Below are 13,851 nucleotides of genomic sequence, written 5' to 3'. Positions count from 1 at the left end.
GCGTCGCACCGTGCCGGAGACGAAGAGCCCCCAGCCTTTCACCGATCAGGACCGCGCTCACCTGCGCCGCTGCGTCGCGCTCGCGGAAGCAGCGCTCACCGAGGGCGACGAACCCTTCGGCTCCCTGCTCGTCGACGCCCGCGGCGCGGTCCGCCTCGAAGACCGCAACCGGGTCAGCGGCGGCGACGCGACCCGGCACCCCGAGTTCGCGATCGCCCGCTGGGCAGCGGAGCACCTCACCCCGGCGGAACGCCGCGCGAGCACCGTCTACACCTCGGGCGAGCACTGCCCGATGTGCAGCGCCGCCCACGCCTGGGTCGGGCTCGGGGGCATCGTCTACGCCACGAGCAGCGAACAACTCGCCGCCTGGCACCGCGAATGGGGCGTGGCCCCGGGGCCCGTCGCCGCACTCCCCATCAACGCGGTCGCACCGGACATCCCGGCTACCGGGCCGGATCCCGAGCTCGCGGCGGAAATCCGCGAGCTGCACGCGCGCATGCACGGGGTCGGCGCGACCGGTTAGCCGTGCTGCCGGTCCCGTCCGCGCCGAGGGCAGTCAGCCCTCGGCCGGGAGCCCGTCCGCCGCGACGGACCCGCTCGTCGCGAGGAGGCCTCCCGTCACGGGGAGGAGCCGTGCCACGTCTCCCGGTGCGCGGCGTGCGTGCGGAGGTAGGCCCCCGGTTTGAAGAAGCGGTCGTAGAACTCGAGGTCGAGGTGGTGGGCCTGCACGTAGTTCAGGATGAACAACGTCGGCACCGTCCCCGGGAACTTCCCGAAGGTGTCCAGGACGTACTGGGCCTGCAGCGCCACGCACCGCTTGAACCGCTCGTCGTGGACCTGCGCGCTTCCGCGGAAACCGGGGGTGTCGAGCCACGCGCCCGGGGTGTCGCGGTGGAACGGACCTCCCCGCCCGAACTTGCGCTCGGCGAAGGCCTCGACGGCCGCCGCCATGTCGGGGTGGTGCGGCGGGCAGTGGGCCTCGAACACGCCGGGCAGGCCGGTGGGGTTGGGCGTCGACCAGCGCTCGTCCTCGTCGTAGCGGAAACCGAGGCCCGGCACCTCCGGATCGCCCGAGGCTCCCAGCACGGAGAACCGGTCGATCCCGTCGAACATCCACCCGCCCAGCCCCATCGCTTGGAGCATCAGCACACCCGCGTAGCAGGTCGTGGCGAGTTCGGCGGTGGCTTCCGCGAACGCGTACTGCTCGATGAACGTCAGCGGCAGCGGCTGGTCGAGGTCGATGAGCCCGCCGAACTCCTCGATGCCCGGGATGCTGCGTCCCGTGACGTCGTCGTAGATCGGATATCCGTTCTGCACGTTGAAGCACAGCACGGCGAGCAGGTGCTGGGCGAGGTCCGCCACCGGAATGACCAGCAGCGATCCGGGAACGTTGACGCACCACGTGTTGTGGCCCTCGATGTAGGGCTCCTCGGCGGGCAGGTGGAGCCGCTGCGGAGACAGCTGCCGCACGCACCCGCGGTGGCGTTCGACCAGCAGCTCGGGGGTGACGTCCTCGGTGGCCGGATCGACCAGTGCACCGGCGTCGCGCGTCGGGAAGAAGTACACGCCCGAGTCGTCGGTGAAGAACAGCTCGGCGGTGTGGAAACCGGCGGCTGAGGGGAAAGTGCGCCCGGCGGCGGCACCGGCGTAGTTGGCGACGTGCGGGGCGTAGTGCGCGTTGCGCGTGATCGAGTAGTGCCAGCCCGTGGTGCCGCCCATGGCGCCGAGCACGAGCATCCGCTCCAGCTCGGCGAGCGGGACCGGCTCGTGGCGGGAGCGGTAGGCCAACGGGCCGTCCGGGATCTCGTCACCGAGCGCGAAGCGCCGGGAACGGCGGCCGAACAGCGCTTCGACGAAGGGGAACGCCGCGAGCTCGCGGAGCGCCTCGTCCTCGGGGGCGTCCGTCTGGTGGGTGTGCATCGCGTCCTCCCCGACGACGTCGATCCTGCGCGGGAACCACCGGCAGGCCCGCCCCGGGAGGCGGCGGGCACCGCGGTGGTCCTCCGCTCTCCACCCCGCGCGCTCCCCACGCTGCGCGGCGGTGCCCGGTCGTCGCCAGGGCCGTAAGTCACTCCCGCCGCCCGCAAGCCGGAGCGGTAGGGCGGGCGCCTCGAGGCGCCGCCGGACGGCTCCACCGCGTCCGGCAGGTGCGGCGGAGCGCTCCACGTGCCACCTTCGCATGGGAGCGGGACTACACCACTCCGCCTCCCGGTGAGGTCATCGAGGAGCCCCCCTGCTCGCCCTGGTCCCTCCACCGCGCGTAGATCAGGAGCACTCCCGCGAGCATCCCCGCGACGAGGAATCCCGACCCCGCGCCGAGGAACAGGCACAGCACCGCGAGACCCCCCGCCAGCACTCCCAGCGCGCGCCACATGGTCATCCACGCCATCACCCGCGCCACAGGACGAGAGCCGCTCATCCTCCGCGCGAGATCCGGGTCGTCGGAAATGAGCCGCCGCTCGATCTCCTCGAGTTGGCGGCGCTCGTGACGGCGGAACATCGGGCCTTCCCCCTCTCCGCTGCGTCGGAGCCTCCCCTGAAGTGTTGCGCACGGACAACCCGCCTGCACAGAGGAAATCGGCCCGGATCCGCGTGCGGAACGTCGGCCGCCAGCCCCGCACCGGTCGCCGCGGGAGGTGGAGCGCGGAGCTGCCACCCGCCGAGCGGGCGCAGCGGGAACCCGGCAGGAGAAAACTGCGCCGCCGGCCGTGCGCCACCGCTGCCCGAAGGCGCCCCGCTACCCCGGCGCACCGGGACCATCGCCTCTGGAGCGGAACGCCTCCGGCGCCCACCCTCGAAGCACGTCGCCCGCAACCGCGGCGCGGCGGTGCTCGCGGGATCGGCGCAGCGAACGGCGCCCGGCCGCGAACCATTCCTCCGAGGGAGGCCCGCGATGGGCACGAGCGCTGTGCACAGGCCCGCGTGGAGCGGGCACGAGACGTGGCGGGCCCTGGGGGTCCTGGTGCTCGCCGCCATCGGCGTCCTGCACACCGTCGGCGGCATCACCGCGGTGGTGCGGACCGAGGGCCTGGACCTCGCGTCCACGCCCGTCCTGGCCGACTACCGCGCCTACGGCTGGGGGTTCGTCGTCACCGGCGCGGTGCTCCTCGCGGCGGCCGTCGGCGCGTGGTTCGGGCAGCTGTGGGCGCGCATCGCGGGGGGTGTCCTGCTCGCGTTGAGCTTCCTGAACAACCTGGCCCTGCCCGGCGGCGTTCTCCTGTCGATCGTGCTCATGGTCGCCGCCCTGCTCGGCATCTACGCGATCGTCGTGCACGCCAAACCGGTGCACCGGACACCGACCGGCTGACGCGCTGCGGCCCGGCGTCTGACGAGGGCCGGCGTCTGACGAGGGCCGGCGTCCGACGAGGAACGAGAGTCCCACGAGCCCCGCCGACGCCGGAGGCCGCTCAGCCGCGCGGTGCGGGAGCGGGCCTCGCACGAGCCGGCTCCCGGCAGCACGAACGCGGCGGAGGCCTCGTAACCGCCCGGAGGGGCGATGCGAGGCCTCCGCCGCGTGATGCGCTCCGGCCCGGCGGACCGGAGCGCGGTGAGGCTGCTGCGCGGTCAGGCTGTTCCGGTGCCGATGTTCATCCCGGTGCCGATGACCGCCTCCGGCCGCCCGCCGGACTTCTCCCGGAACCTCCCGTCGAGCACCTGCTTCACCTCGGTCCGCTGCGCGTCGCTGAGGCCGCGGGTCAGCTGTGCCGCGATCGGGTTGCTGGCGGTGACGACGTCCCAGAAGCGTTCGGCTGAGGGGAAAGTCCTCTCCCAGGTCACCGGGTCCACGTGGACATCGGCCAGTCCGGCGTCGACCAGCTCGCTGTGGAGCCGCGCCGGGTCGGCCAGCTGGAACGGCAGCGGTGGCGGGTCCATCGGCGGCGGGGCGAACCCGGGAACGGAGGCGCGCAGGGCACCGAGGAACACGGCCAGGAACTCCGCATCCCGCAGCGCGCCGAACGCGGCGATGAGCACACGTCCGCCCGGCTTGGTGACCCGCGCGATCTCCCGGAGCCCGGCCCGCACGTCGGGGAACAGCGACACGCCGTTGAGCGAGGCGGAGATGTCGAAGGTGTCCGCGGGCAGCTCGAGCGCCTCGCCGTCCATGACGAGTCCGTCCACGTCGGACACGCCTGCGGCTTCGGCCCGCGCACACAGGAGTTCGATCATCGCAGGGGCGATGTCGACCGCGACCACGTGCGCACCCCGGCGGGCGGCGGGCACCGCCAGCGCACCGCTGCCGCAGGCCACGTCGAGGAACGCGGCACCGGGGTGCAGGTCGATCCGGTCGAGCAGCTCCTCGCCGAACGGCAACGTCCACTCGGTCGTGGTGAACTCGTCGAACCGGGGCGCGAGGGCGTCCCACGCCTCCCGGATCTGCTCGGAAGATGTGGTGGTCATGGCTGTCCTCCTCGCACTATGGCCTCCGCCCTCCCGCCAACGCCGTCCCCGCGCGACCGACCTCGTGCGCCGGGGTCGTGCGCGGGTGCCCGCGCGACCCCGGTCGCGCCTCACTCCGCCTCGGCGGTGGAACCGCTCATCACCCGCTCGACCCGCCGTTGCATCTCCTCCTCGGAGACGTCCTCGACGTGCGTGGCGATGGACCAGCGGTGCCCGAAGGGGTCGTCGAACTGGCCGGCGCGGTCACCGTAGAACTGGTCCTCGACCGAGCTCACGCCCGTCGCCCCCGCCTGCACCGCCTGGTCGTAGGTGCGGTCCACGTCCTCGACGTACACGTGCAGCAGCACGGGACTCCCGCCCAGCGCACGCGGGTTGCGGTCGTCCATGTCCGACAGCATGACCATGGATCCGCCGATGCTGAGCTCGGCGTGCCCGATCCTCCCGTCCTGGGTCGGCATGCGCATCCGCTCCACGGCGCCCAGCACGGACGTGTAGAAGTCGATCGCGGCAGCACCGTCGTCGACGACGAGGTACGGCGTCACGCGCGGGTACTCCTCCGGAATCGGCTGAACCTCGCTCATGGGGATCTCCTCCGGTGCTCGATTGGCGGCGCGCCGACGGCGCGGAACTCGCCAGGCTCCGCGGGGCCGGCGCGATGGGGTTCCACGGGTGAGCGTGCGCGGAGGTGGCGGAGCCGGGCAGAGTCTTTGGTCCCAGCGCCTCCCGCAACAGCGCGGGCGGCGGTCTTGCCGCGCCTCCTCCGCGACAGTACTGTTCGTGGTAACTCAGTACTGTTATCCGTACCTACCGAGGGAAGCCATGGCCGTGGACCGCCTGCTGCCCACAGCGGAAGCACGGGACCTGATCCAGCTCACCCGCCAGGTCTGCGACAGCGCGCTCGACCCGGTGGTCGACGAGCACGAGCGCACCGGGAGCTACCCCGCGGGGGTCTTCACCACGCTCGGCGAGGCCGGTCTGTTGAGCCTTCCGTTCCCCGAGGAGTGGGGCGGTGGCGGGCAGCCCTTCGAGGTCTACCTGCAGGTCCTCGAGGAGATCGCCGCGCGCTGGGCCGCGGTGGCCGTGGCCGTCAGCGTGCACGGCCTCGCCTGCTACCCGCTGCTGGCGTTCGGCAGTGAGCAGCAGCGGCAGCGCTGGCTGCCCGAGATGCTCGGCGGCGGGGTCGTCGGCGCCTACAGCCTCTCCGAGCCGCAGGCCGGGTCCGACGCCGCCGCGCTGGCCTGCGGAGCAGCCCCGACCGACGGCGGGTACGTGGTCAACGGGAGCAAGGCGTGGATCACCCACGGCGGAATCGCCGACTTCTACACCCTCTTCGCCCGCACCGGCAGGGGCTCCCGCGGTGTCTCCTGCTTCCTGGTGCCGAAGGACACGGCGGGGCTGACCTTCGCCACCCCCGAGGACAAGATGGGCCTGCACGCGGTCCCCACCACCGCGGCGTACTACGACGACGCGTTCCTCCCCGCGCACCGCCGCATCGGCGAGGAGGGCCAGGGACTGCAGATCGCGTTCAGCGCCCTCGACGCCGGACGCATGGGCATCGCGGCGGTCGCTGTGGGGCTGGCCCAGGCCGCCCTCGACGAAGCCGTGGCCTACGCGCGGGAGCGCACCACCTTCGGCGAGCGGATCATCGACCACCAGGGACTCGGCTTCCTGCTCGCCGACATGGAAGCAGCGGTGGCCTCGGCGCGGGCGACCTACCTCGACGCAGCCCGCCGCCGGGACGCCGGGTCGCCCTGCTCCCGCAGCGCCTCCGCGGCCAAGCTGGTGGCCACCGACGCGGCGATGAAGGTGACCACCGACGCCGTCCAAGTCCTCGGCGGCTGCGGCTGCACCGGCGACTTCCGCGTCGAGCGCTACATGCGCGAGGCGAAGATCACGCAGATCTTCGAGGGGACCAACCAGATCCAACGCCTCGTCATCGGCCGCTCCCTCGCCGCGAGCTGAGGAGCGGATCCCGCGAACGCCCCGGGCTCTCGCCACGAGCCCTCTCGCCACGAGCACCGCCGCCCGGCACACTGATCACCGCCGCTCCCCGGTCCGCGGGCCGGGGAGCGGGACCGATCACCGCACCTGGTGTCCGCACCCCGTTGTCCGAACCCTGTGAGGAGCACGCGTGAACATCGACGGATCCGTCGCGGTCGTCACCGGAGGGGCCTCCGGACTCGGCCACGCCACAGCTCGGGAACTGCACAGCCGAGGAGCGCAGGTCGTGCTGCTCGACCTCCCGTCCTCGAACGGCGCGGCCGCGGCCGAGGAGCTCGGGGACGGCGCGTACTTCACCGCGGCCGACGTCACCTCCGAAGAGGACGTGAGCGCCGCGCTCGACGCCGCTGCCGAGCTCGGGGACCTGCGCGTCGCCGTCAACTGCGCCGGCGTCGGAACCCCGGGCAAAGCGCTGGGGCGCAGCGGCCCGCTCCCGCTGGCCGACTTCGAGAACGTGGTGCGCATCAACCTCGTCGGCACGTTCAACGTCGTGCGGCTCGCCGCCGAGAGGATGGCCGCGACCGAACCCGTCGACGGCGAGCGCGGCGTCATCGTCGACACCGCCTCCGTGGCGGCCTTCGACGGCCAGATCGGACAGCCCGCCTACGCCGCCTCCAAGGGCGGGGTCGCCGCGATGACCCTGCCCCTCGCCCGGGAGCTCGCCCGGCACCTGATCCGCGTGACGAGCATCGCTCCGGGCATCTTCGAAACGCCGATGGTCGCCGGACTTCCCCAGGAGGCGCAGGACTCGCTCAGCCAGCAGATCCCGCACCCCTCGCGGCTCGGCCGGCCGGAGGAGTACGCGGCGCTGGCCGCGCACATCGTCGACAACACCATGCTCAACGGGGAGACGATCCGCCTGGACGGCGCCGTCCGAATGGGACCGAAGTAACCGCTCCCCTCGGCGCGCGGGTTCGCCGCGGCGACGTGCCCGCGCGCCGAGGAGCCCGGCTCCGCGGAGCGAGGCGGCGCGCCCTCTCAGGCGCTGACCCCGCTGGTGAGGATGGCTGCGAGCTCGCGGTAGGCCGCCGCGTCGTCGAGCCCGGTCGCGGCGGAGACGCCGCGCCGCTGGATGCGGACCATCATCGTCGCGGTCAAATCGGCCGCGAACGCGGCGTGGACGGGGCGGAACTCCCCCGCCGCCACGCCTTCGTCGACCAGTTCGCGCACGCGGCGCGCCGCGATCGCCGTGTTCTGCTCGTAGACCTCGCGCGCCGGGGCGAACTCGTCGAGGTCGGTCATGAACTGCTCGGAAGTCACCGACAGCGCTTCGCCCACCGCCGCGAGGTAGGCGGTGATGCGCTCCCGCGCTCCGGTGGTCCGCTGCACGCGGTCCTCGACGGTCTCGGCAGCCCGGCGGAAGAAGTGCACCGTGGCGGCGCGGACCAGCTGCTCCTTGCTGTCGCTGAGGGTGTACAACGTGGACTTCGAGCACTTGAGCCGCGTGGCGAGCTCGCCGAGCGTCAGGTGCGCGAACCCCTCCGCCAGGAACAGGTCGACCACCGCGTCGAACAGTTCCGCGCGCCGCGAGGTGGCCAACGGCCGGGTGAGCTCCTCCATGGGCGGCATGGTACTGGCCGCGCACTGATGTCCAGGATGTACCGGCCCGGCAGCGCGACGCACGTCCCGCGGCGCGAGCCGGGCGGCTGCGCGGGATCGCGGCACTGGGCGCGCAACCGCGGGGCCGGGGCCGCAGCCAGCGGGATCGGACCGCGGGTCAGAGCGCGACGTGCTCGCGCGCCAGCAGCACGGCGCCGTCGAGCTCGGCGTTGGTCAACGAGCTCGTCACCAGGCGGCAGGCGGACTGCGGCAGCGAGGACCACCGCACCGCCTGTTCCAGCGGAGCCCACAGCTCCTCCCCGGCTCCGGCCACCGCGCCGCCGAGGACGACCAGGTCCGGGTTGAGCACGTTGCGGAGGTAGGCGATGCCGCGTCCCAACCCGGTCCCGGCGCGCTGCACCGCCGCCACCGCCGCGGCGTCGCCGCGCGCGGCGTTCGCCAGCACGGCCCCGATGCCGCTGTCGGGTCCGACATCGCTGCCGGTTCCGAGGCCGCTGTCCGCACCCTGGCCGTCGAGCTCGCGCACCGACCGCAGGATCGCGGGTTGGGAGGCCACGCTCTCGAGGCAGCCGATGTTGCCGCAGGCGCACAGCCGACCGTCGTCCTCGACGCGGCAGTGCCCGATCTCCCCGCCGATCCCGGCGGCTCCGGAGAACAACCGGGAATCGAGCACGACACCGGCGCCGACCCCCGCGCTGACCATGATCCGGACGAAGTTGGCGACCCCCTCGCCCCAGCCGAAGCGCTGCTCCGCCAGCGCACCGGCGTGGGCCTCGTTGTAGATCACCGCCGGGACGCCGAACAGCTCCTCGATCCACTCGCGCAGCGGCACGTCGTGCCAATCCAGGTTCGGGGCGAGCAGGCAGTGCCCGCTGCGGTGGTCGACCAGCCCGGAGACCGACACCCCGACCGAGGCGATGCGGTCGACGGGCACCCCCGCCCGTTCGGCCGTCTCGCGGACCAGCGGCCCCAGCTGCCGCACTCCGGCCGCGGCGTCACCGATCGCGCTGGGCACGGCCGCCTGCGCCAGGGTCTGCCCGAGGGCATCGGCCACCGCGACCGAACTGCTGCGCACACCCAGGTGCACACCGACGTGGGCGCGCGCGTCCGGGTTGAAGACCACGAGGTTCGGCCGGCGGCCGCCGACGACACCGGCCTCGCCCACACCGGCGGGGACGAGCAGGCCCTCCTCCAGCAGCGCGTCGATGATCGACGCCACCGAGGGCTTGGTCAGCCCGGTCGCGCGGGCCACGGCCGCGCGCGAACGCGGCTGCCCGTCGCCGAACAGCTCGAGCATGTGCTGCCGGTTCATCTGCCGGACCGTCCTCGGGTCGGCCATGACGCGAAACCTCCTCGTGCGGCCCGCGCAGCCGCTGCCGGGTGCGGGCACCGCGGCTCTCGGTGACCTCCGCCCATCCGCTCGGCGAGGGGCGAGTTCCATCTTGACACAAGTTAGTAAGGATACGATCCTTACTAACCATTGCTGAGTGCACGTGCCCCACCAATGCAATGGAGCATCGATGTCCGTCCATTCCACCACCGGCACTCCAGGTCCCAGACCCCGCACCCACCCCCTGCGCACGGTGCACTTCGCCTCGGTCGCGGCGCTCGGCGGCTTCCTCTTCGGTTACGACACCGCCGTGATCAACGGAGCCGTCACCGCCATCCGCAGCACCTTCGACGTGGGCTCCGTCGTCACCGGACTGGCCGTGGCGATGGCCCTGATCGGCTCGGCGCTCGGAGCCTGGAACGCCGGGACGCTCGCCGACCGGTACGGCCGCCTGGTCGCGATGCGCACCGCCGCCGTGCTGTTCCTGTTGAGCGCGATCGGCTCGGCACTGCCCTTCACCGTCTGGGACTTCACCTTCTGGCGCCTCGTCGGCGGCGTCGCGGTCGGCATGGCCTCGGTGATCGCACCGGCCTACATCGCCGAGATCTCCCCGGCCGGCAGCCGGGGACGCCTCGGCTCGCTGCAGCAGCTGGCCATCGTGCTGGGGATCGCGATCTCCCAGGCCGTCAACTGGATCATCGCCGGCGCGGCCGGCGGCGCCGAAGAGCCGCTGCTGGGGATCGACGCGTGGCAGTGGATGCTGGCCGCGGAGGCCGCTCCGGCCGTCCTCTACGGCATGCTGGCCCTCACCATCCCCGAATCACCGCGCTACCTCCTCGCCCGCGGCCGCGAGGAGAACGCCCGCGAGGTCCTGAGCAACGCGGAAGGCGGCGACGTCGACGAGCGGCTCGCCGAGATCCGGGAGTCCGTGGCGAACGACCACCGGCCGCGGGTGCGGGACTTGCGCAGAGCGGGCACCGGTCTGCTCCCGATCGTCTGGGTCGGCATCGTCCTGTCCGCGCTGCAGCAGTTCGGCGGGATCAACGTCATCTTCTACTACTCCTCGGCGCTGTGGCAGTCGGTCGGCATCGACGAGTCCAGCTCGCTGCTGCTGAGCCTGTCCACCCAGATCTTCAACATCCTGGGCACCGTCGTCGCCCTGGTGCTGCTGGACCGGGTCGGACGCCGCCCCCTGCTGCTGACCGGTTCGGCGGGCATGACGGTCATGCTGGCGATCACCACGTTCGCCTTCAGCCGCGCACGCACCGTGGGCGGCGAGCCGGAGCTGGCCGATCCGTACGGCCCGATGGCGCTGACCGCCGCGCACGCGTTCGTGTTCTTCTTCGCCATCTCGTGGGGCCCGGTCGTGTGGGTGCTGCTCGGCGAGATGTTCCCGAACCGGTTCCGCGCCCCGGCCCTGGCGGTGGCCGCCGCGGCCCAGTGGCTGGCGAACTTCGCCATCACCGCCACCTTCCCGCCGCTGTCCGAGATCAGCCTGTCGCTGACCTACCTCGGCTACACCGCTTTCGCGGCGGTGTCGGTGTGGTTCGTCCTCAAGTGGATCCCCGAGACCAGGGGCCGGACTCTCGAGGACATGGACCGCACCGCGCTGGCGCGGACGGGCTGAGCACCCGGCCGCGCCTTCCCCGACCCGACACGAGGAGAGCACATGGACCTCACCCCCACTGCCCAGGACCGCTTCGCCTTCGGCCTGTGGACGATCGGCTGGCGGGCCGACGACCCGTTCGGCGACCCCACCCGCGAGCGCCTCGACCCGGTCGAGGCCGTGCACGGGCTCGCCGAGATCGGCGCCTACGGCATCACGTTCCACGACGACGACCTGGTCCCGTTCGGCACGCCGGAGTCCGAGCGCACCGCGATCATCGAGCGGTTCCGCGGGGCGCTGGCCGAAACCGGACTGGTGGTGCCGACCGCGACCACCAACCTGTTCGGACACCCGGTGTTCAAGGACGGCGCGCTGACCGCCAAGGACCGCGACGTGCGGCGGTTCGCCCTGCGCAAGGCGGCCCGCAACATCGACCTGGCCGCCGAGCTGGGCGCGCAGACCTACGTGTTCTGGGGCGGCCGCGAGGGCTCGGAGGCCGAGGCCGCCTACGACCCGACCGCTGCCCTGGAGCGGTACCGCGAAGGCCTCAACGCGCTGACGCACTACGTCAAGGAGCGGGGCCACCAGCTGCGGTTCGCCGTTGAGCCCAAGCCGAACGAGCCGCGCGGCGACCTCCTGCTGCCGACCATCGGCCACGCCCTGGCCTTCATCCAGACCCTGGACCACCCGGAGATGGTCGGGGTCAACCCCGAGGTCGGCCACGAGCAGATGGCGGGCCTCAACGCCGTGCACGGCTACGCCCAGGCGCTGTGGCAGGGCAAGCTGTTCCACATCGACCTCAACGGCCAGCACGGTCCCCGCTACGACCAGGACCTCGTGTTCGGGCACGGGGACCTGATCAACGCGTTCTTCCTCGTCGACCTGCTGGAGAACGGCGGTTACGAAGGGCCGCGCCACTTCGACTACAAACCGCTGCGCACCGAAGACGAGTCCGGCGTGTGGGAGAGCGCGCGCTCCAACATGCGCACCTACCTGGCCCTGCGGGAACGAGCGCTGCGGTTCCGCCGGGACCCCGAGGTCGCCGAGGCGCGCGAGGCCGCGCGCGTGGACCAGCTGTCGGTGCCCACTCTGGACAGCGGGGAGGGAGTCACCGGCCTCCTGTCCGAGGAGCTCGACGTCGACGAGGCGGCCGAGCGGGGCGCGGCGAACGCGCGCCTGCAGCAGCTGGCCGTGGAACACCTGATGGGAGCGCGCTGATCATGACCCTGGTCGCGGGGATCGATTCGTCGACCCAGTCCTGCAAAGTGCTCGTCCGCGATGCCGGTACCGGTGCCCCGGTGCGCGAGGGGCGGGCCGACCATCCCGGCGGGACCCAGGTCGACCCCCGCCACTGGTGGGCGGCCCTGAACACCGCCGTCGACCGGGCCGGAGGGATCGACGACGTCGCCGCGGTGTCGGTGGCCGGCCAGCAGCACGGGCTGGTCTGCCTGGACGAGCGGGGCGAGGCCGTGCGCACGGCGTCGCTGTGGAACGACCTCGCCCCCGCCGCGGCGGCCGATGCGCTCGCCGCCGAGCTCGGTCCGCAGCAGTGGGCCGAGGCGGTCGGGATCGTGCCCCGCGCCTCGTTCACCGTGGCCAAGCTGCGCTGGCTCGCGGAGTCCGACCCGGTTTCGGCCGGGCGCACCGCGGCGGTGTGCCTGCCCCACGACTACCTGACGTGGCGGTTGGCCGGCACCGGCGATCCCGCTCGCACCACCACCGACCGGGGCGACGCCTCCGGTACCGGGTACTGGTCGCCGCGATCGGAGAGCTACCGCAGCGACCTGGTCCGGCGGGCGTTCGGGTCGGTGCCGGAGCTGCCGCGCGTGTGCGGACCGGCCGAGCAGGTCGCGAACCGCGGCGGCCTCGTGCTCGGGCCGGGCACGGGCGACAACATGGGTGCGGCGCTGGGCCTGGGAATCGGTCCGGGCGACGTCGTGGTCTCGCTGGGGACCTCGGGAGCGGTCTTCGCCGTCGGCGAGTCCCCGGTCGCCGACCCGGCCGGGGACATCTCCGGTTTCTGCGACGCGACGGGCCGGTACCTGCCGCTGGTGTGCACCCTCAACGCCGCGCGCGTGCTCAGCAGTGCCGCGGAGGTGCTCGGTACCGACCTCGACGGGCTGGACCGGCTCGCCGCGCGGGCCGAGCCCGGTGCCGGCGGGCTGACGCTGCTGCCCTACCTCGAAGGGGAGCGGACACCGAACCTGCCGGGAGCGACCGGCACGGTCACGGGTCTGCGCACCGCCAACATGACCGCGGCGAACCTGGCCCGGGCCGCGGTCGAGGGCATGCTGTGCGGGCTCGCCGAGGGGCTCGACCTGCTGCGCGAACGCGGCGTGCAGGTCCACCGCGTGCTGCTGACCGGCGGAGCTGCGCGCTCGGCGGCCGTGCGGAGCGCGGCCCCGGACCTGTTCGGCGCCGATGTCGAGGCGCCCGCGCCGGACGAGTACGTGGCCATCGGGGCGGCGCGGCAGGCGGCCTGGGCCCTGGCGGGAGCGGCGGAGCCGCCGGCCTGGGAGGTCACCCGCAGCCGGGTGCCGGCGGGGGATCCGACTGCTCTGCGGCCGGTGCGCGAGGCCTACCGCGAGGCCCGCGAGCGGATGCACCCGGCCTGATCCGGTGGGTGCGCCCCGGCCCGGTCGGTGCCGCGGCCTCCCCACCCGGACCACTGTGGAGGGAGCTAGGAGGAATCCGCGATCCTGTCACCGAGCGGCCACCTCGCCTTGGCCCGCTGCTTCTTGGCCGGACCCCGCCGGCGATGGTGCACTCCAGGTGCACATCGTCCGTGCTCGTTGCGAAGGAGGAATCATGGCTGACGAGGTGACCGACCCGGTGAACGAGGAGACCGCCGTGGACGGCGAATCCGCCGCGGAGGAGACCGAAGCGGAAACGGCCGGGAACGCCGGCGTTTCCGAGGACGAGGAGTGAGCCAGCGGAGTTCCGCACTCCCGCTGCG

General features: G+C 72.9%; 13 protein-coding genes. 7 read left to right on the top strand and 6 right to left on the bottom strand.

Annotated features, from left to right (window positions below):
* The first annotated feature begins 10 nt into the window (after positions 1 to 10).
* Entirely contained in the window at positions 11 to 523 is a 513-nt protein-coding gene (locus ACYVJE_RS07570) for a nucleoside deaminase (RefSeq protein ID WP_461143890.1), read from the top strand.
* Between the two features lie 95 nt (positions 524 to 618).
* On the opposite strand, the gene ACYVJE_RS07565 is transcribed toward ACYVJE_RS07570, so the two are convergent.
* Positions 619 to 1,920 carry a hypothetical protein gene (locus ACYVJE_RS07565; protein ID WP_461143889.1) on the bottom strand — a complete coding sequence of 434 codons (1,302 nt, stop codon included), beginning with the start codon at positions 1,918 to 1,920 and terminating at the stop codon, positions 619 to 621.
* A gap of 271 nt (positions 1,921 to 2,191) precedes the next feature.
* Positions 2,192 to 2,500, bottom strand: coding sequence for a DUF3040 domain-containing protein (locus ACYVJE_RS07560; protein ID WP_459156108.1), 309 nt, complete (start codon positions 2,498 to 2,500; stop codon positions 2,192 to 2,194).
* A gap of 393 nt (positions 2,501 to 2,893) precedes the next feature.
* Here ACYVJE_RS07560 and ACYVJE_RS07555 point away from each other — a divergent pair, with 393 nt between their 5' ends.
* Positions 2,894 to 3,307 (top strand): DUF7144 family membrane protein, encoded by a 414-nt coding sequence (locus ACYVJE_RS07555; protein WP_461143888.1) that lies wholly within the window; start codon positions 2,894 to 2,896, stop codon positions 3,305 to 3,307.
* 257 nt (positions 3,308 to 3,564) lie between these two features.
* Here ACYVJE_RS07555 and ACYVJE_RS07550 read toward each other — a convergent pair whose 3' ends face one another.
* Positions 3,565 to 4,398, bottom strand: a complete 834-nt coding sequence (locus tag ACYVJE_RS07550; protein WP_461143887.1) for a class I SAM-dependent methyltransferase — start codon at positions 4,396 to 4,398, stop codon at positions 3,565 to 3,567.
* Between the two features lie 110 nt (positions 4,399 to 4,508).
* Positions 4,509 to 4,979 (bottom strand): VOC family protein, encoded by a 471-nt coding sequence (locus tag ACYVJE_RS07545; RefSeq protein WP_459156111.1) that lies wholly within the window; start codon positions 4,977 to 4,979, stop codon positions 4,509 to 4,511.
* A gap of 238 nt (positions 4,980 to 5,217) precedes the next feature.
* Here ACYVJE_RS07545 and ACYVJE_RS07540 point away from each other — a divergent pair, with 238 nt between their 5' ends.
* Both ACYVJE_RS07540 and ACYVJE_RS07535 read left to right on the top strand, forming a co-directional pair.
* Entirely contained in the window at positions 5,218 to 6,360 is a 1,143-nt protein-coding gene (locus ACYVJE_RS07540; RefSeq protein ID WP_461143886.1) for an acyl-CoA dehydrogenase family protein, read from the top strand.
* A 169-nt stretch (positions 6,361 to 6,529) separates the two neighbouring features.
* Positions 6,530 to 7,291, top strand: coding sequence for an SDR family NAD(P)-dependent oxidoreductase (locus ACYVJE_RS07535; RefSeq protein ID WP_461143885.1), 762 nt, complete (start codon positions 6,530 to 6,532; stop codon positions 7,289 to 7,291).
* An 86-nt stretch (positions 7,292 to 7,377) separates the two neighbouring features.
* Here ACYVJE_RS07535 and ACYVJE_RS07530 read toward each other — a convergent pair whose 3' ends face one another.
* Complete coding sequence (locus ACYVJE_RS07530; RefSeq protein WP_461143884.1) at positions 7,378 to 7,959, bottom strand: TetR/AcrR family transcriptional regulator; 582 nt, start codon at positions 7,957 to 7,959, stop codon at positions 7,378 to 7,380.
* Between the two features lie 157 nt (positions 7,960 to 8,116).
* Positions 8,117 to 9,298, bottom strand: coding sequence for an ROK family protein (locus ACYVJE_RS07525; protein WP_461143883.1), 1,182 nt, complete (start codon positions 9,296 to 9,298; stop codon positions 8,117 to 8,119).
* A gap of 181 nt (positions 9,299 to 9,479) precedes the next feature.
* On the opposite strand from ACYVJE_RS07525, the gene ACYVJE_RS07520 reads away from it, so the two are divergent.
* The 3 genes from ACYVJE_RS07520 to xylB are packed head-to-tail and all read left to right on the top strand — an operon-like array spanning position 9,480 to position 13,510.
* On the top strand, positions 9,480 to 10,916 hold the full coding sequence (locus tag ACYVJE_RS07520; RefSeq protein ID WP_461143882.1) for a sugar porter family MFS transporter: 1,437 nt from the start codon (positions 9,480 to 9,482) through the stop codon (positions 10,914 to 10,916).
* Positions 10,917 to 10,958: 42 nt separating this feature from the next.
* Positions 10,959 to 12,113 (top strand): xylose isomerase, encoded by a 1,155-nt coding sequence (xylA, locus tag ACYVJE_RS07515; RefSeq protein WP_461143881.1) that lies wholly within the window; start codon positions 10,959 to 10,961, stop codon positions 12,111 to 12,113.
* Positions 12,114 to 12,115: 2 nt separating this feature from the next.
* Positions 12,116 to 13,510, top strand: a complete 1,395-nt coding sequence (gene xylB, locus ACYVJE_RS07510) for a xylulokinase (RefSeq protein ID WP_461143880.1) — start codon at positions 12,116 to 12,118, stop codon at positions 13,508 to 13,510.
* The last annotated feature ends 341 nt before the right edge of the window (positions 13,511 to 13,851 follow it).

Source organism: Salinifilum aidingensis (genome assembly GCF_054782015.1).
This window is presented reverse-complemented; position numbering and strand designations above follow the sequence as displayed.